The sequence below is a fragment of the Rhizobium altiplani genome (assembly GCF_001542405.1).
Lineage (GTDB): Bacteria > Pseudomonadota > Alphaproteobacteria > Rhizobiales > Rhizobiaceae > Rhizobium > Rhizobium altiplani.
Map to the genome: position 1 here is coordinate 66,451 of NZ_LNCD01000078.1, position 16,857 is coordinate 83,307.

The window sequence follows — 16,857 nt, forward strand, 5'->3', positions numbered from 1 at the left end:
CCGTGGACCGAATGGACTTATGCTGCATGTGCGAACAAAGCGCATGAATGACGGTGCGGTTAACTATTCACAGAGCAGACGCAGATCGCGAATACACTCCGAGCATAAGTCTTTGACCTCTCGCCGAGAGGGTGAACGAGGAGATTTGGCATGCGGTACCCTTCGTATCTTCCGACAGCTGATTTCGCCACTCACTTCGGTCCTGCGAGCTTCTTTTTCGACTATGCCATGGATGCCACGCAGCGCAGTGTGCTGTTCTGGGATGTCATGCGAAAGCGCGGCAACCAATATCGGGCTCACGCCGAAGCGACGGCGCCGCATGTACTGAGCTTCACGCCGGAGATCGTCCTTGATGGACGTTCCCTCCCGAGACCCGTCAACTACGCGCTGGTTCGGATCGTCCCGCCCAAGGGGATCGAGGTTGACGACACGCGCCGGCCGTTCGTTGTCGTCGATCCGAGAGCCGGACACGGGCCCGGCATCGGCGGCTTCAAGGCGGACAGCGAGATCGGTGTCGCGCTCAAGGCTGGGCATCCTTGCTATTTCATCGGCTTCCTCCCACAGCCAGTGCCGGGGCAGACGATCGAAGACATCACGCAGGCCGAGGCTGCTTTTCTTGTAAAGGTGATTTCCCTGCATCCTCAGGCGGACGCCAAGCCCTGTGTGATTGGAAATTGCCAGGCCGGATGGGCCGTCATGATGCTGGCCGCCATGCGCCCGGAACTGTTCGGCTCGGTCATCATTGCCGGCGCGCCGCTGTCCTATTGGGCCGGCGAACGCGGCAAATACCCGATGCGCTACTCGGGTGGGTTGCTCGGCGGCAGCTGGCTGACGGCGCTTACCAGCGACCTCGGACACGGGCAGTTCGACGGCGTATGGCTGGTGCAGAATTTCGAGAACCAGAACCCGGCCAACACGCTCTGGACCAAGCAGTACAACCTCTACTCCAAGATCGACACCGAGGCGCCGCGCTATCTCGGCTTCGAAGAGTGGTGGGGCGGGCACGTCAGCCTGAATACCGAAGAGATCCAATTCATCGTGGACGAGCTCTTCGTCGGCAATAATCTGGCGGCGGGCCGCATAAAGACATCGAACGGCGAGGCGATCGACCTACGCAATATTCGCGCGCCGATCGTCGTCTTCTGCTCGAAAGGGGACAACATCACGCCGCCCGCGCAGGCGCTCGGCTGGGTGCTGGACCTCTACGACGATGTGAACGAGATACGTTCGCACGGGCAGACGATCGTCTACACGGTACATGAAACGATCGGCCATCTCGGGATCTTCGTGTCCGCGAGCGTTGCCCGCAAGGAGCACGGCGAGTTCTCCAGCAATATCGACCTGATCGATGCGCTGCCGCCCGGTCTCTACGAAGCGACCTTCGAAGCAAGGACAGACGAGACCATCGGCGGAGACCTGGTCGAGGGCGATTGGATCATGCGATGCGAGGCAAGAACGCTCGACGATATCCGTGAGCTCGGTTGCAATGACGCAGAGGACGATCGCCGCTTTGCGACCGTCGCAAAGGTCTCGGACATCAACCTGTCGCTCTACAAGACGTTCCTCCAGCCTTTCGTCCGCGCCATGGTGCCCGACTGGGCGGCGGATCAATTGCGGGCAACGCACCCGCTGCGGCTGCAATATGAGCTCTTCTCCGACGTTAATCCCTGGATGGCGCCGATTGCAGATCTCGCTGTCGAGGTGGCGGACGAACGTCGTCCGGTTCCTGCGGACAATCCGTTCCTGGCCATGGAGCAGGCCGTCTCGCGCCAGATGGTAGCGGGGCTGGACGCCTGGCGCGAGGGGATGGAGGCGCTGAGTGAGGCGACCTTTCTCACCGTTTATGGGTCTCCGCTGCTGCAGGCGGCTGTCGGTATCGATCCGTCCGATGCAACGCCACATCGGCGCGCGGCCAAGACCGGCATGCATGTCCAGATGCTCAAGGCGAGGATCGAGGAACTCAAGGCGCAAATCGGCAACGGCGGGCTTCGGGAGGGCATGGCGCGCAGCCTGCTTTACGTCGCGATGGCGAGTGGCGCAGCCGATGAGCGTGGCTTTGCCGCCATCCGCCGGATGCGGCGCGCCGAGGACGGAATGCCGGCAATGACGCTCAGCGAATTCAAGGCGTTAATCCGCGATCAGTTCTTCATGCTGCTGATCGATGAAGAAGACGCCGTGAACGCGATCCCCCGCCTGCTGCCGGCGGAGGAGGGCGTTCGCCGCCAAGCATTGGATTCGCTTCGGCAGGTTCTGAATGCGCGGGGTCCGCTTTCGGAAGAAGCCGAGAAGCGGTGGCAGAGGATCATCGGGCTCTTCGACGTTGGCAACGAGACCGTCGCCGAGCCCGTAACGCCGCCGATGAAGCCCACCCCGGTCAAGGCTGTCAGACGCGGGGCTTGAACCCGGTCTTTTCAACATGGAGCAGACGCAGATGCCGGATCTGAACAACGCCAGGGAAGAAGCCGAGAGTCATGAGAAATACGAGCGGCTGATCGCTAAAGCAAAGCAGGTTCCGCGGATGCGAACGGTCGTCGTCCATCCTTGCGATGAGACGTCGCTGCGCGGCGCTGTCGAAGCAGCCGAGGTCGGGCTGATGCATCCGATCCTTGTCGGGCCGGCGGAAAAGGTGCGTGCGGTCGCAAAATCGCACGGCCTCGATATCTCGCCGTTCGAACTGATCGACACGCCGCACAGCGACGCGGCCGCGGCAAAGGCAGTGGAAATCATCCGCGAAGGCGGTGCTGAACTGCTGATGAAGGGCAGCCTGCACACGGACGAGCTCATGCGGGCCGTGACCTCATCAGCCACAGGACTGAGGACAGCGCGGCGGATCAGCCATGTCTTCGTCATGGACGTCCCGCATCATGCGGAAACGCTCTTCATCACCGACGCAGCCATCAACATCGCGCCGGATCTCGACGCCAAGCGGGACATTATCCAGAACGCCATCGACCTTTTCACGCAGATCGGCCTTGGCACGCCGCGGGTGGCGATCCTTTCGGCCGTCGAGACGGTCACGTCGAAGATCCCTTCGACAATCGACGCCGCCGCGCTCTGCAAGATGGCCGAGCGCGGACAGATTACCGGCGGTATTCTCGACGGACCGCTTGCCTTCGACAATGCAATCGACCCGGAAGCGGCTAGGATAAAGGGTATCCACTCTCCGGTTGCCGGCCACGCCGAAATCCTCGTCGTTCCCAATCTGGAAGCCGGCAACATGTTGGCGAAGAACCTCACCTTCCTGGCAAGGGCAGATGCAGCTGGCATCGTGCTCGGTGCGCGCGTGCCGATCATCCTGACATCGCGGGCAGATTCGGTGCGGGCCCGTCTTGCCTCTTGCGCCGTCGGCGTCTTGCTTGCCGATGCGCGCCGCCGCACGGCACCGATACAGGGTGGTTGAGGCCATGGACACCATCCTCGTCGTGAATGCCGGTTCGTCCAGCCTGAAGTTCGAGGTATTTTCGGTCGCGGACTCGTTGGAGCGGCTGATCAAGGGGCAGATGGAAGGGATCGGCACCGCGCCGCACCTGACCGTCAAGAGCGCCGGCGGCGAGCGGCTGGCGAACGAAAATCATCCACCCGAAGCCGTTCCCGATCTGCCGGCGGCGATGCGGCTGGTGGGGGAGTGGTTGCGTCAGAGGCAGCAGGGCCGGTTGGTTGCTGTCGGCCACCGGGTTGTTCATGGCGGTCCGAACCATTCACGTCCAGCACGCATCAATGAGGAGTTGCTCCGCGAATTGGAGCAATACACGCCGCTGGCGCCCTTGCACCAGCCCAACAACCTCGCGCCGATCCGTGTGTTGCTGGAACGCCAGCCGCAGCTTGCACAGGTCGCCTGCTTCGACACCGCCTTTCATCGCGGCCATGACCCAATGACGGACCACTATGCCATTCCGGCGCACTATTTCGACGAGGGTATCCGGCGCTATGGTTTTCACGGGCTGTCCTACGAATATGTGGCCGGACGCCTGGCCGAGATCGCGCCTGACGTTGGCAGCGGACGGGTCATCGTCGCGCATCTCGGGAGCGGCGCATCCATGTGCGCGCTGTATAAGGGGCTAAGCGTCGAGAGCACGCTCGGATTCACGGCGCTCGACGGGTTGCCGATGGGCACGCGATGCGGGCAGATCGATCCTGGTGTACTTCTCTACCTGCTCCAGCAGCATGGAATGACGGCACCGCAGTTGCAGGATCTCCTCTACAAGGAGTCGGGCTTCAAGGGGCTTTCCGGCATTAGCAACGACGTGCGCGACCTGCTTGCCAGCGACGACGCCGGCGCGAGGCTCGCGCTCGACCATTTCGTGCATCGCATCGGCCTCAATGCCGGCGCGCTGGTTGCGGCCCTCGGCGGGCTGGACGCCTTCGTGTTTACGGCGGGTGTCGGTGAAAATTCAGCGGTGATGCGCGCCCGGATTGCCAAAAAACTTGGCTGGCTTGGAGCGTCGCTCGACCCAGCACGAAACGAGGCCAGTGAGTTGCTCGTCTCGAGCGACGACAGCAAGGTCGCTCTTTATGTGGTGCCGACCGACGAGGAACTGATGATCGCACGGCATACGTTCGCGCTTATCGCTGCATAGGCGCCTGCCACACCTATTGAGCTGAAGAGAGGGCTGACATGATTCCCGAGGTAAAGGCCAAGCTTCTCGAAGGAAAGCGCGGACTGGTGGTCGGCATTGCCAATGACCAGTCGATTGCCTGGGGTTGCGCCAGGTCATTTCGCGCCTTTGGCGCGGAGCTTGCAGTGACCTATCTCAACGACAAGGCCAGGCCTCATGTCGAGCCACTGGCCGAGGCGCTGGAAGCGCCGATCTTCATGCCGCTCGACGTCGCGGTCTCGGGACAATTGGAGGCGGTGTTCGACCGCGTCGCGGAGCAATGGGGCGAACTCGATTTTCTCGTGCATTCGATCGCCTTTTCGCCGAAGGATACGCTGCAGGGACGCGTCGTCGATGTGCCGCAGGAGGGGTTCCTGAAGACGATGGACATTTCCTGCTGGTCGTTCATTGGCATGGCGCATCTTGCCGAACCGCTGATGAAACGCGGCGGCAGCCTGTTCACGATGACCTACTACGGCAGCCAGATGGTCGTGAAGAACTATAACGTCATGGGGGTCGCCAAGGCGGCGCTGGAAAGCGCCGTTCGGTACATTGCCGCGGAACTCGGACCCAAAGGCATCCGCGTGCATGCGATCTCGCCGGGCCCGCTGGCAACGCGGGCAGCCTCGGGCATTCCCGAGTTCGACGAACTCCTGAACAAGGCCCAGGAAACGGCCCCGGCGCGCAGCCTCGTATCGATTGACGATGTCGGCATGGCGACTGCCTTCTTGGCGCATGACGCGGCGCGATTGATGACGGGCGATACCATCTACATCGATGGCGGCTATCACATCATAGATTGATCCGACACGGGGTGGCGCCATCGGAAGTATCGTCGCTAAAACAAGCCGAACCCGACGCTCAGAGTGCGAGCGACGGGTTCGGTCGAGGTTTCGGAGAGCGTCAGGATTTGGCTGCCGCGGCGCGCTGTTTGCGGTATTGCACGGTCGGCAGACCGCCCCAGCCCCAATTGTCGAGATCGACTTCTTCGATCACCACATAGGTCGATTCAAGCGGCTTGTTGAGGACGTCGAGCAGAACCTGGCTGACGCCCTCGATGATTGCGGCCTTCTCTTCGGCCGTGACCGAATTGCGATCAGGCGTGGTTCCTTCGCGGGTAACCTGTACAGTGACGATAGGCATTTCCGTCTCCAATGAAAGAGGGTTGGTTGCGTCTTTGACGGCAGCCGCGCTGTTGCAGCGCAGCCGCTCCATAGTGCTGGCTACCAGCGGCCCGCGTTCGAGCCGCCGTCGACATGGAGAATCTCGCCGGTGATGAAGCCCGCGGTCTCCAGATAGAGAACGGCGTCGACGACATCGCGAATGTCACCCATGCGGCCGACCGGATTCAGCCCGGCCAGTGCCGAGTGCTTTTCAACCGCATGCATCGGCGTCTTGATAATCCCTGGAGAAACCGCGTTTACACGAATGCCGCTCTTCGAGAACTCCATCGCCAGCGACCGGGTGGCCGCGTTCAGACCGCCCTTGGTCAGGGAAGCAAGCATCGAGGGCACGCCAGCGATTGGCTGGTCGACGAGGCTGGTGGTAATGTTGACGATGTGCCCCGAACCTTGCTTCAGCATCTCCGTGGCGGCGCGCTGGGTGATGTGGAAGAAACCAGCCACATTGACACCGAGGTTATGGTCGTAGTCTTCCTGGGTCATTTCGACGAACGGCTTGGCCAGGAAAACGCCTGCATTGTTCACCAGTGTGTCGATGCGGCCGAAGCGCTCGAGCGTTTCGCGCACGATCCGCTCCGCGGTCTCCGGTTTGCCGATATCGCCTGCGACGTCAATAATGTCCGCATCGACGCTGGGCTTGATCGACCGGGAGGTGGCGACGACGCGATAGTTCCGGTCGCGGTAGGCCCGCACCAATTCTGCGCCGATGCCTTGCGATGCGCCCGTGATGATGGCGACCTTCTGTTGCGTGCTCATGATGTGATCCTTTCAATTGCCGCGGCCGTTTCAGTTGAGGCCGCCCTCCGCCCTCGGCGTTGGTGCAATTGATTTAGATCCATTCGACATCTGAGAGAATTGTCGCTGTTCGGACAACAATCAACCGATTGTCGGCATAATCAGGCGAGAGAGCCTGCTGCCGCTGCCATATTCGCGAATTCGGAACGGAGGCGAGGTGTCGCGAAATCGACAAAGGCGCGAACCTTCGGCACCGACATCCGGCCCTGCGGCGCGAGCAGGTGCACCGGAAGTGGCGGGTGTTCGGCGTCGGCGAGCACGATCTTCAGGCGTTCATCGCGCACATAAGATGCCACATGGTAGGAGTAGAGCCTCGTCAAGCCGCCGCCTGCAGCAGCGGATGCCGCTGCTGCACGAACGCTGTTGACGATGCAGCGCGGTGTGAAGTGAACCGTGCGCGGAATGGACGAGCCCTTCGCCGGCGTGAAGCTCCAGGAATCCAGGCCGAAGTTGCTGAACGCGACAATCTGATGTTTCGCCAGGTCGGCGGGTTCGACGATACGAGGATGGTTGGCCAGATAGCGAGGGGAGGCGACGACGACGCGTCGCACGTCGCCACCGAGACGGGTGGAGACATGCGAGGAGTCCGGCAGGTGACCGATGCGCACGGTAAGGTCGACGCCCTCATCAACGAGGTTCACCAACCGATCCAGCATAAGAAACCGGACAGAGACCGTCGGGTGAAGTTCGAGGAAGTCGTCCACTATGGGGCGCAACACCTCTTCTCCCAGGATCGGCGGCGCCGAAATTGTCAGCGTTCCGCGCGGTGCCGCGCGCTCGCCGCCGGCAAGCATGTCGGCTTCCTCGAGATCCACCAGCACACGCCGACAGGCCGCCGCATACCGTTGACCTGCCTCGCTCAGCTTCAGCGTCCGGGTCGTCCGGTGGAGCAGTTCGACACCGACATGCGCCTCCAGGAAGCTCAGAGCGCGGCTGACTGCCGTTGGCGATCGTTTGAGATTACGGGCGGCTCCGGCGAGACTGCCCTCGTCAATTGCCGTCACAAACACCTTCATTGCGTCGATGCGATCCATTCTGCCGCCTCGCGGAATAGTGATTGTTCGGCGGCGAGTATTCACCCGAAGTCGGTGGGAAGTAAATACGTATGGGCCGGGAGCAACAGGCTTCTGGCACGTATACCAATCCAAGTGGCGCAAGGAGATTGGCAGCGGGAAGTGACTACCGCCATTTGGCAATTGGCGCGGGCCAAGTTGGGCGGCTTTCGCCGTTGATCGGCGGCTGCTGAGGTCGCTTGCATTCTGATACAATTCGGGGGGAATGCGACACATCCGGGATACTTCGGACCGGTCCTATGCAGGCACCATCAACGACCAGTGTGTGAGCATCGGTCAACTGCAGGGGATGACGACATGATCCTATTCCTGATTGCTTATCTCGCAGGGGCGCTGACCATCGTCAGCCCTTGCATTCTCCCGGTCCTGCCATTCGTCCTGTCGCGGGCAGGTCAGCCGTTTACACGAAGCATCCTGCCGATGTTACTCGGTATGATCGTGACCTTCGCCGGCGTGGCAACGCTTGCTGCGGTCGGCGGAAGCTGGGCTGTGCATGCCAACGAAATCGGTCGATACGCTGCCGTCGCCCTGATCGCCGGCTTTGGCGTGACACTGCTTTCGCCGCGTATCGCCGCGGTGGTAACGCGGCCGGCGGTGGCCCTGGGCAGCCGCCTGTCACAGCAGGCGAGCGGCAAGAAGGGGAGCGTGGGCACGTCCTTCCTTCTCGGCGTCGCGACCGGCCTTCTCTGGGCGCCCTGCGCCGGTCCGATCCTCGGGCTCGTCCTGACTGGCGCCGCACTGCAAGGGGCAAACGTTCAGACGACGCTCCTGCTGACGGCCTACGCTGCGGGTGCTGCTACCTCGCTCGCAATGGCTGTCCTTGCCGGGGAGAAGGTCTTTGCCGCGATGAAGCGATCGCTCGGCATTGGGGAACGTCTGCGGCAGGCGCTTGGCATCGCCGTGCTGGCCGGTGTCACGGCAATTGCGCTCGGGCTCGATACCGGCCTGTTGTCGCGCCTTTCCTATGCGAGCAGTACCCGCATCGAGCAGTCGTTGCTCGACAGGCTGCATAACGCAAGCGATACGGCCGGAAAGCCGTCGGGCAGTGCGATGCAGTTCGCCGCGAACGATGCGCGCAAGGGATACCAAAGCGACCTGCCTGTGCTCGGCCGCTTCGTGTCGCTTGACGGTGCCGTGGAATGGTTGAATTCGAAGCCGCTTACGGCTGAAGAATTGCGCGGCAAGGTCGTTCTGGTCGATTTCTGGACGTACTCCTGCATCAACTGCATCCGGACGATCCCCTACGTTCGGGCCTGGGCAGAGAAGTACCGGGATCAGGGCCTCGTCGTGATCGGAGTCCATTCGCCCGAATTTGCCTTCGAGAAGCGTGTTGATAACGTCCGTCAGGCGATCGACAAGTTCCAGATTGGCTATCCCGTTGCGATCGACAACGACTTCAAGATCTGGCGGTCATTCGGCAACAACTACTGGCCCGCCCACTACTTCATCGATGCCAAGGGCCAGATCCGGCACACCCAGTTCGGCGAGGGAGACTACGAACAGTCCGAACGGGTGATCCAGGACTTGCTGGCGGAAGCCGGTGGAAGCAAGAAGGTCGACGCAGCTACCGTCACGCTCGATGCCAAGGGCGCCGAGGCGGCGCCCGACCTCGCGCAGCTGCAATCCGGCGAATCCTATATCGGCTACCTCCGCGCCGCCAACTTCATTTCACCGGAAGGCGTCGGAGCAGACGTTGCACGCGACTATACAGTGGGAAAGCCCGATCTCAACGAATGGGGTCTGACAGGCAAGTGGACCGTGGGCGGTGAGCAGGCCTCGCTGGATCAGGCCGGCGGCGGCATCACCTATCGGTTCAGCGCACGGGATTTGCACCTCGTGCTTGGGCCAGGCGCTGACGGCAAGAAGATCCGCTTTCAGGTGAAGGTGGATGGCGTGGCGCCCGGCGCGGACCACGGTTCGGATATCGACGCTGAGGGAAACGGTACCGTTTCGGAAACCCGGCTCTATCAACTGGTGCGACAATCGGGAGAGGTTCGGGAACGGACGTTCGAGATCCGCTTCCTCGATCCTGGTGTCGAGGCATTCGTCTTTACCTTCGGATGAAAGGACAGAACAATGAAAAATCGACGGAAAGACCCTTCTGCCTCATTCCGCGCCATTGCACGCCTCGGCCTTGTGGCGCTGGCGGTGATCGGTGGCGGCGGCGTGGCGCTGAGTTTGAATGGCGGATCGCAGCCCGAGGAAGCCAAGCACGTTCCTCCGGCTTTGCATGACGTGGCAGCGACGCCCGGAAAGCAATCGCTGGTGCTTGCCGGCGGTTGCTTCTGGGGCGTCCAAGGTGCGTTTCAGCACGTTGCCGGCGTCGTGAGTGCCACGGCGGGGTATGCCGGCGGAAGTGCCTCGACCGCGACCTACGAGATGACCGAGACAGGGCAGACCGGTCATGCTGAAGCCGTGGAGATCGTCTACAATCCGAAGCAAGTCACCTACGGCCAGTTGCTGCAGATCTTCTTCTCTGTGGTTCACGATCCGACACAGGTGGATCAGCAAGGCCCTGACGTCGGCAAGCAATATAGGTCGGCGATCTTTCCGCTGAACGACGAGCAGGCCAAGGTCGCCTCCGACTACATCGCGCAACTCGGCAAGGAAGGCGCGTTCGGTCGCCCGATTGCGACGTCGATCGAAGTTGGGAAAACGTTCTATCGCGCCGAGGCCTATCATCAGGACTACGTCTACAACAATCCCAGCCAGCCCTATGTCTACATCTACGAGCAGCCGAAGATCGAAGCTCTGAAGCGGCTTTTCCCGGAGCAGTATCGCGAGCGACCAGTGCTCGTCGCGGACCAGGCACGCTGACGCTAGCCGCGGCGACGCGGCGCGTGGCCAGGAATGGTCAATACAGATCGGATCGGGTTCCGCCCGATCCCGAGCCTTACACAGAGGTACAGTTCTCAGCACATTCGAACACATTCACGATACGCGCTGCCGTCACGCTGAATTCAACCCGCTGGCGAGCAATCTGAGTTTTTCGGCCGCTGGCCCGAACAGACCGAGCAATCGAGGAGAAAGAAAATGCGCATTCTGGTCATCACTTATGCTGTGCTTGCGTTGGCAGCTGTGCCATGCGCCTGGGATAGCGCTCCGGGCGAGCCGCCCCCGATCGCGGCACTGTTCTCGCTGTTGTCGCCGGCGGCGGATGCCGGCTCGAAGGAGCCCGCGCAGATGGCGAAGGCTTCCTTCGTGACGTCTGATAACCTATTGCTCCAACACGCGAATTATTGAGGAAATCCACAATGAAACTCTTCCAGGACAAGATCTCGTCGGCTGCGTCCCGTGTCAGGATCGCACTTGCGCTGAAGGGTCTGGACGTCGAGCGCGAGGCGATCGGAATTCTTGGGCCGGATGCACTCAACCGGAAGCCGGAATATCTGCAACTCAATCCGCAGGGGCTCGTTCCGGCTTTGCTGACGGATGAAGGCGTATTGCTGACGCAGTCTCTCGCCATCATCGAATATCTCGACGAGCGTTACCCCGAACCTCCACTCCTGCCCGGCAAGCTTGAAGATCGCGCCTTTGCGCGGACCGTCGCCCTGGCGATCGCCGCGGATATCCATCCGCTCCTTCCGCCCCGGGTGACCGCGCACCTGGGAATGATCGGCGTCAAGGCCGAGGATATCGCGGAATGGAGCCGCCACTGGATCCGTGTCGGCCTGACGGCAGTGGAAGAATTGCTCGCGCGGCGGCAGACAGGTCAGTATGTGGCCGGCGATGCGCCGTCGATGGCCGACATCTGCCTCTTCCCACAGGCGATCAATGCGGAGCGGGCTGGGCTTCCGCTCGACCAGTGGCCCCGAATTGCAGCGGTTGTCGCCAGGCTTCGAGAGATCCCCGCTTTTGCCGACAATGGTCCGGCGCCCCGAAGCTGAGATCCTTGCGGTTCAACCAGTACCGCTGCCGGATTCTTAGCCTTGATGGCTCGCAGTGCGGCCGAATGCCGCGCGCCGCTTGATTGTCGCCACATCGGGTCGTCCGCACAGGGAATCTACGATATTCAACCGCTGGGTGCTTCAGCCCTTGAGGTCGGGTCACGCGTTGGCCCGGCCTTGCTGATTTTCGCGCGCGTGAGTTGTTGTAGGTTGTGCTGTGAGCGGACAAAAGCAGTGCAATGTATACCAATGTATCTCTCAACAAACGTATCTACATTGGGTTTCAATTCCAGCCAGCGGACACACAAACGATATACATCGATCATGCTTAATATCGGTGTCTTTAACACAGTCTGGAGAGTAGCGATGGCAGAGGAAGTCAACCAACAACGGCGGCGGTTCATGGGCGTGGCGGCACTGACCGTCGCAGCCGCACAATTAGGGGGCATCGGGACGAGCCTTGCCCAGGCGGCGACGCCGGCTGCTGCCCGCATTCCTGCCATCGCGCCAGGCACCAACACGTCGTTCGGCACAATCAAGCAGATCGATGCAGGCGTGCTTAACGTCGGCTACGCCGAACTTGGAGCGAGCGACGCGCCTCCGGTCATTCTCCTGCATGGCTGGCCGTATGACATCCACACCTATGTCGACGTCGCGCCGCTGCTGGCCGCCGCCGGCTATCGCGTTATCGTGCCTTATCTGCGTGGCTACGGCACTACGCGTTTCCTCTCCGACAAGACGATGCGCAACGGTCAGCAGGCTGCGATTGCTGCCGATATCGTGGCGTTCATGGATGCCCTGAAGATCGAGAAGGCGCTGATCGCCGGTTGCGATTGGGGCGCTCGGACGGCCGACATCATCGCGGCCCTTTGGCCGCAGCGCTGCAAGGCCCTGGTTTCCGTCAGCGGTTACCTCATTGGCAGCCAGGAAGCCAACAAGGCGCCGCTACCGCCGAAGGCGGAGCTAGCCTGGTGGTATCAGTTCTACTTCGCGACCGAACGCGGTCGCAAAGGCTATGAGCAATACCGGAGCGAGTTTGCCAAGCTCATCTGGCAACTCGCGTCCCCCAAGTGGAATTTCGACGACGCGACCTTCAACCGCAGCGCCGCCGCCTTTGAAAATCCCGATCACGTCGATATCACCATTCACAACTACCGCTGGCGTATCAGTGCGGCCAAGGGCGAGCGGAAGTATGACAAGTTCGAAGCACAGCTTGCCAAGTTCCCGGTTATCGGCGTGCCGACAATTACGTTAGAAGGTGACGCCAATGGTGCGCCTCATCCGCAGCCGGAGGCCTATGCCAAGAAGTTCTCGGGCAAGTATGAGCATCGGCTGATCACCGGCGGCATTGGTCACAATCTGCCGCAAGAAGCGCCTCAAGCCTTTGCACAGGCTGTGGTCGACGTCGACCGGTTCTGATCGCTCTACCGGTGGATGGCCGCGGCTTTTCCGGTTTGGCCTTTGGAATTTTGAACCTGGCGGAGAGCGTTTTCGGCGTTCACGCCGGGTTTTTTCATGGGTACGCGTGTGAAGCGATCTCATCAGTCGCAATCTGCGTCCGGCAATTGGTTGAGATATCGGCCGTTCGCCTGCGGTTCGTATCGCAGTGTATCGGCCCCACGTCTGTGGGGGAGTTGGTTACATTTCAGCGTGACGGCGAAACATTCCAGACACGTGCGGAGCGCCATCTGTGTTCGACCGCAAGCGAGGCAATCGGGCCTCGGCGGCGTCCATTTCGTCGAAAGGAAGAACAGTATGAGTGAGAACCAGAAAGTCATCTACACTGGTAAGACACACACGACCGGCGGCCGCGATGGAGCATCGCACAGCTCCGACGGTCGCCTTGACGTCAAGCTGTCCTCGCCGGGCAGCACGGGGCAGGGGACGAACCCCGAGCAGCTTTTTGCCGCCGGCTGGTCGGCCTGCTTCATTGGCGCAATGGGCTTTGCCGCCGGCAACCTGAAGATCGCGCTTCCGGCCAACCTTGCGGTTGATACCGAGGTGGACCTTTGCAGCAGCACCGGCGGCTACTCTCTTCAGGCACGCCTCAACGTCAGCCTGCCGGGCATTGATCAGGAAACTGCGCGGGCCATTGTCGACGCGGCACACCAGACCTGCCCGTATTCCAAGGCAACGCGCGGCAATATCAACGTCACCATAAACCTCGTCTGACGAGATAAGAAAAACGGTCCTCCCCGTCAGATCGGGTGTGTGATGTTGAGGAGCGGCAGCCGTCACGGCTGCCGCTCTTTGTATTGGAGAGCGTGCCCGGCGGCGGGTTAAGCCGCGGTTTTGTTGATGGCGATTTCCGCCACGAGGCCTCCGCCGTCGCGGTTGCGCAGCGTCAGCGACCCACCGATTGCCGCGGCCAGCTGCACGGCAATAGCAAGGCCAAGTCCGGTTCCGCCGGTGTCGCGATTGCGCGACTGTTCCAGCCGGAAGAAAGGCTTGAGGACGGCTTCCAACTGATCATCCGGAATGCCGGGGCCGTGATCGAACACGCTGATCACGATGCCCTCATCGGGGCGGCGTTTCACCTCGATCTCGGCGCTGCCGCCGAACTTCAGTGCATTGTCGATGAGGTTGGTCAGAACGCGCCTCAAGGCATGCGGCCGCGTCATGATCGCGCCGCCGCTCATCTCCGTGATAGCAACGTCCTTGCCGGTGTCCTGGTAGTCGTAGACAAGGCTCTCGATGAACGAGGACAGGTCGATGCGCGAAGGTTTTTCGACATTGCCGTGGGCGCTACGAGCATAGGCGACACCTTCCTTGACGAGACGTTCGATCTCGCCGAGATCCTGCATCAACTTGTCCCGATCGCCGAAATCCTCGGCCATTTCTGCCCGGAGCTTCATGCGCGTGATCGGCGTCTGCAGATCATGCGATATGGCTGCAAGTATCTGGACGCGCTCCTCTAGATATTGAGCGATGCGCTCGCGCATTGCGTTGAAGGCGGTTGCGGCATAGGCGACTTCGCTTGGTCCCGTCTCACTCAGGCGAAGGGCCTTCACGTTCGGATCAAGTGTGTCAGCCGCTTTTGCGAGATTGACGAGAGGACGAATGGCCTGACGCACGGCAAACCAGCTGCAGAGGACCAACAAAGCCAGTTGCGCGGCGAGTACATAGGGCAGCCAGTCGGCGAGGGGCATGATGCCCGCGGGATTGACGTCTATCGTCAGGGGCGTTCCATCGCTGAGGGCGAGATGCGCCTGAAGGCGGAAATTCGGACCGGGGATGGTTTCGACCGTGATCGGAAATTTCGGCCCGATCGCCGCCCGTACCTTGGCGGCAAATTCGGTGCCGCGTGCATCGAGCGCCGGTTTTCCTGGCAGGCCCGGCCCCAGAACAAACCTGTAGCTTCCCCGGTCAAGGCGATCGAGCCAGTCGGCGCGCTCGTCTGGCGGGAGGCGATCGAGGATGGCGATCGAGGTCGAAACATCGTTTTCGAGGGTGTTGAACATCACCGATCTGGCGGCCGTGTAGCGCTCGAAAAACAGCACGGTGAACGACATCGCATGGGCGACCGCCAGGCCCGCAAGCAGAATAAGAAATAGCCGCGCTCCGAGGGTGCGCGGCCACAGACGAAATCCATTCAGAAGGGCGTGCGTCGCCATCAGCGGGCCTCGGTGATCTCGATCGGCATGGAGAAGACATAGCCTTCGCTGCGAACGGTCTTGATGTAGGTCGGTTCGCGGGCATCGTCGCCGAGCCGCTGGCGGACACGACTGACCAGAAGGTCGATCGAACGGTCGAAAAGCTCGGCTTCGCGGCCTTGTGTCAGGTTGAGAAGCTGATCGCGGTTCAGCACCCGTTGGGGGTGGTCGATAAAGACGCGCAGCAGGCGATATTCGGCGCCGCTGAGTGCGATGACCGTCCCATCGGAATCGACAAGATGCCGTGCCGTCGTATCGAGCTTCCACTTGCCGAAGCTCAGCAGCTGGCCGGCTTCCGACACCTGCAGATTGGGCGGCAGCATGCGGGTGCGCCGCAGCACGGCCTTGATGCGCGCCAACAATTCGCGTGCCGAAAATGGTTTGGCCAGGTAGTCGTCTGCGCCCATCTCGAGGCCGATGATGCGATCCATCTCGTCGGTGCGCGCTGTCAGCATGACGATCGGAACGGCCTTGTGTCGTCCGGCCCGCAACTCGCGGCTCAGAACGAGGCCATCGTCGCCGGGCATCATGACATCGAGGATGATGAGATCGACCGAGTTCGCGTCGAGGAATGCGCGCATCTGCCGGCCGTCGGCGACGGCGGTGACACGCAGGCCGTTTTTCTTCAGGTAGCTCGACACGAGCTCCCTGATTTCGCGATCGTCATCGACGATCAGGATGTGGTCGATGTGCTCCATCGCGCGATCTCCATTATTGCACTGCTAGCGACGCCCCTGATGTATCCGCCGTATGTTTACGGCCCGCGGGCTTGCATGTCTCTGTATCCAACGGATCTTTGGATACATTGCGATACAATGTCCACACCTTGAATTCCTCCGATAAGTCATGGAAATCGTTTTGTTCATTCCGATGGCATTGGGCCGGCAGCTGTCCGGTGACAAGCTGCTCGCGGCACGCCGTTCGCATTGAGATGACGGTCACGCCAGGGCGAACATTTCCGCGGTTCTGGGTGCGAGGGGCGCATTGCGCCTATGAGCAGCAGAGCAAACAATCTGGATCGCTCCACCCTTAGGCAGCCTCAAGCGTCCGATCGCTTTCTGCGACAAACACATCGAGAAATAAGGTACACCATTGATCGGCGGTGACTACATGTGCGAGAATCTACCTATAACCTGGGGGCCTGAGGATGATCCAAATAGTAGCGGCGGCGATGATGGCAGTTCTTGTTGCGGGTTGCGCGGTCACGTCGGTTTCCTATTCGGGGGAAGGATATGCGCCTATTCCCGGCAGCATAACCTATGGCGGCCAGCCTCGAACGAAGCTGACGAAGGCGCCGATCGGCTCTTCGTTCCCCCATACGTTCACGGATCAAACGGGGCGTGAGGTCGAGGAGATCTATGTCATCCAGCCCGATCGAACTCTGCTTATAGTCCAGCGACACTATCGGCCGTTCTTGGCCTGGAGCAGAAGGTAAGGCAGGGCTGAGAGCCCATGCCCCGATCGACTCTCGGGAAAACTTTCGAGGTTCGTTTGGCGAATCCGGCTGGCTGCAGAAGATCAATCACGTCCGGATCGCGCCAGATAAGTCAATTTGCCCTTCGTCCTGGAATGCGTCGGCACCTCGACACCCACGACCTAAGGTACATTCCGGTACAAATCGACGCTCAACAAACACACACCGTATACACTCGGCCGCTCTAATCCGACGCGAT

Annotated in this window: 16 protein-coding genes; 11 read left to right on the top strand and 5 right to left on the bottom strand. The window is 61.1% G+C overall.

The window, feature by feature from the left end; all coding sequences use genetic code 11:
* Positions 1–150 precede the first annotated feature (150 nt).
* Genes AS026_RS17130 through fabI form a run of 4 tightly spaced genes read left to right on the top strand, consistent with a single transcriptional unit; the run spans position 151 to position 5,398 of the window.
* Complete coding sequence (locus AS026_RS17130) at positions 151–2,400, top strand: DUF3141 domain-containing protein (protein ID WP_062370694.1); 2,250 nt, start codon at positions 151–153, stop codon at positions 2,398–2,400.
* Positions 2,401–2,431: 31 nt separating this feature from the next.
* Positions 2,432–3,400 (top strand): phosphate acetyltransferase, encoded by a 969-nt coding sequence (locus AS026_RS17135; RefSeq protein ID WP_025660050.1) that lies wholly within the window; start codon positions 2,432–2,434, stop codon positions 3,398–3,400.
* Between the two features lie 4 nt (positions 3,401–3,404).
* Complete coding sequence (locus tag AS026_RS17140) at positions 3,405–4,577, top strand: acetate/propionate family kinase (RefSeq protein ID WP_062370696.1); 1,173 nt, start codon at positions 3,405–3,407, stop codon at positions 4,575–4,577.
* Positions 4,578–4,615: 38 nt separating this feature from the next.
* Positions 4,616–5,398 (top strand): enoyl-ACP reductase FabI, encoded by a 783-nt coding sequence (fabI, locus tag AS026_RS17145; RefSeq protein WP_062370698.1) that lies wholly within the window; start codon positions 4,616–4,618, stop codon positions 5,396–5,398.
* Positions 5,399–5,498: 100 nt separating this feature from the next.
* On the opposite strand, the gene AS026_RS17150 is transcribed toward fabI, so the two are convergent.
* The 3 genes from AS026_RS17150 to AS026_RS17160 form a co-directional block, all read right to left on the bottom strand.
* Positions 5,499–5,738: a tautomerase family protein gene (locus AS026_RS17150; RefSeq protein ID WP_018117200.1), complete on the bottom strand. Its 240-nt coding sequence runs from the start codon at positions 5,736–5,738 to the stop codon at positions 5,499–5,501.
* Between the two features lie 80 nt (positions 5,739–5,818).
* Positions 5,819–6,532 (bottom strand): SDR family NAD(P)-dependent oxidoreductase, encoded by a 714-nt coding sequence (locus AS026_RS17155; RefSeq protein WP_062370700.1) that lies wholly within the window; start codon positions 6,530–6,532, stop codon positions 5,819–5,821.
* Positions 6,533–6,672: 140 nt separating this feature from the next.
* Positions 6,673–7,605 (bottom strand): LysR family transcriptional regulator, encoded by a 933-nt coding sequence (locus tag AS026_RS17160; protein ID WP_062370702.1) that lies wholly within the window; start codon positions 7,603–7,605, stop codon positions 6,673–6,675.
* A gap of 336 nt (positions 7,606–7,941) precedes the next feature.
* On the opposite strand from AS026_RS17160, the gene AS026_RS17165 reads away from it, so the two are divergent.
* The 6 genes from AS026_RS17165 to AS026_RS17190 all read left to right on the top strand — a co-directional run bounded on the left by AS026_RS17165 (position 7,942) and on the right by AS026_RS17190 (position 13,703).
* Complete coding sequence (locus tag AS026_RS17165; RefSeq protein WP_025660046.1) at positions 7,942–9,708, top strand: cytochrome c biogenesis protein DipZ; 1,767 nt, start codon at positions 7,942–7,944, stop codon at positions 9,706–9,708.
* A 12-nt stretch (positions 9,709–9,720) separates the two neighbouring features.
* Complete coding sequence (gene msrA, locus AS026_RS17170) at positions 9,721–10,461, top strand: peptide-methionine (S)-S-oxide reductase MsrA (protein ID WP_062370704.1); 741 nt, start codon at positions 9,721–9,723, stop codon at positions 10,459–10,461.
* A gap of 216 nt (positions 10,462–10,677) precedes the next feature.
* Positions 10,678–10,887, top strand: a complete 210-nt coding sequence (locus tag AS026_RS17175) for a hypothetical protein (RefSeq protein WP_025660044.1) — start codon at positions 10,678–10,680, stop codon at positions 10,885–10,887.
* Positions 10,888–10,898: 11 nt separating this feature from the next.
* The gene (maiA, locus tag AS026_RS17180; RefSeq protein WP_062370706.1) at positions 10,899–11,531 is read left to right on the top strand and encodes a maleylacetoacetate isomerase; all 633 of its coding nucleotides are present in this window, start codon (positions 10,899–10,901) and stop codon (positions 11,529–11,531) included.
* Positions 11,532–11,897: 366 nt separating this feature from the next.
* Positions 11,898–12,950: an alpha/beta fold hydrolase gene (locus tag AS026_RS17185; RefSeq protein WP_018117207.1), complete on the top strand. Its 1,053-nt coding sequence runs from the start codon at positions 11,898–11,900 to the stop codon at positions 12,948–12,950.
* Between the two features lie 336 nt (positions 12,951–13,286).
* Positions 13,287–13,703 carry an organic hydroperoxide resistance protein gene (locus AS026_RS17190; RefSeq protein ID WP_062370708.1) on the top strand — a complete coding sequence of 139 codons (417 nt, stop codon included), beginning with the start codon at positions 13,287–13,289 and terminating at the stop codon, positions 13,701–13,703.
* A 107-nt stretch (positions 13,704–13,810) separates the two neighbouring features.
* On the opposite strand, the gene AS026_RS17195 is transcribed toward AS026_RS17190, so the two are convergent.
* Positions 13,811–15,145 (bottom strand): sensor histidine kinase, encoded by a 1,335-nt coding sequence (locus AS026_RS17195; protein WP_062370709.1) that lies wholly within the window; start codon positions 15,143–15,145, stop codon positions 13,811–13,813.
* Positions 15,145–15,882, bottom strand: a complete 738-nt coding sequence (locus AS026_RS17200; protein WP_062370711.1) for a response regulator — start codon at positions 15,880–15,882, stop codon at positions 15,145–15,147. Before AS026_RS17200 ends, AS026_RS17195 begins: the two co-directional genes overlap by 1 nt.
* 473 nt (positions 15,883–16,355) lie before the next feature.
* Between AS026_RS17200 and AS026_RS17205 the strand changes: the two genes are divergently transcribed.
* Positions 16,356–16,619 (top strand): hypothetical protein, encoded by a 264-nt coding sequence (locus AS026_RS17205; protein WP_409564072.1) that lies wholly within the window; start codon positions 16,356–16,358, stop codon positions 16,617–16,619.
* Positions 16,620–16,857 lie beyond the last annotated feature (238 nt).

Excerpts from the sequence above, each read along its gene's own strand:
- AS026_RS17130 (WP_062370694.1), top strand. The coding sequence starts at position 151 with ATGCGGTACCCTTCGTATCTTCCGACAGCTGATTTCGCCACTCACTTC.
- AS026_RS17135 (WP_025660050.1), top strand. The coding sequence starts at position 2,432 with ATGCCGGATCTGAACAACGCCAGGGAAGAAGCCGAGAGTCATGAGAAA.
- AS026_RS17140 (WP_062370696.1), top strand. The coding sequence starts at position 3,405 with ATGGACACCATCCTCGTCGTGAATGCCGGTTCGTCCAGCCTGAAGTTC.
- fabI (WP_062370698.1), top strand. The coding sequence starts at position 4,616 with ATGATTCCCGAGGTAAAGGCCAAGCTTCTCGAAGGAAAGCGCGGACTG.
- AS026_RS17150 (WP_018117200.1), bottom strand. The coding sequence starts at position 5,738 with ATGCCTATCGTCACTGTACAGGTTACCCGCGAAGGAACCACGCCTGAT.
- AS026_RS17155 (WP_062370700.1), bottom strand. The coding sequence starts at position 6,532 with ATGAGCACGCAACAGAAGGTCGCCATCATCACGGGCGCATCGCAAGGC.
- AS026_RS17160 (WP_062370702.1), bottom strand. The coding sequence starts at position 7,605 with ATGGATCGCATCGACGCAATGAAGGTGTTTGTGACGGCAATTGACGAG.
- AS026_RS17165 (WP_025660046.1), top strand. The coding sequence starts at position 7,942 with ATGATCCTATTCCTGATTGCTTATCTCGCAGGGGCGCTGACCATCGTC.
- msrA (WP_062370704.1), top strand. The coding sequence starts at position 9,721 with ATGAAAAATCGACGGAAAGACCCTTCTGCCTCATTCCGCGCCATTGCA.
- AS026_RS17175 (WP_025660044.1), top strand. The coding sequence starts at position 10,678 with ATGCGCATTCTGGTCATCACTTATGCTGTGCTTGCGTTGGCAGCTGTG.
- maiA (WP_062370706.1), top strand. The coding sequence starts at position 10,899 with ATGAAACTCTTCCAGGACAAGATCTCGTCGGCTGCGTCCCGTGTCAGG.
- AS026_RS17185 (WP_018117207.1), top strand. The coding sequence starts at position 11,898 with ATGGCAGAGGAAGTCAACCAACAACGGCGGCGGTTCATGGGCGTGGCG.
- AS026_RS17190 (WP_062370708.1), top strand. The coding sequence starts at position 13,287 with ATGAGTGAGAACCAGAAAGTCATCTACACTGGTAAGACACACACGACC.
- AS026_RS17195 (WP_062370709.1), bottom strand. The coding sequence starts at position 15,145 with ATGGCGACGCACGCCCTTCTGAATGGATTTCGTCTGTGGCCGCGCACC.
- AS026_RS17200 (WP_062370711.1), bottom strand. The coding sequence starts at position 15,882 with ATGGAGCACATCGACCACATCCTGATCGTCGATGACGATCGCGAAATC.
- AS026_RS17205 (WP_409564072.1), top strand. The coding sequence starts at position 16,356 with ATGATGGCAGTTCTTGTTGCGGGTTGCGCGGTCACGTCGGTTTCCTAT.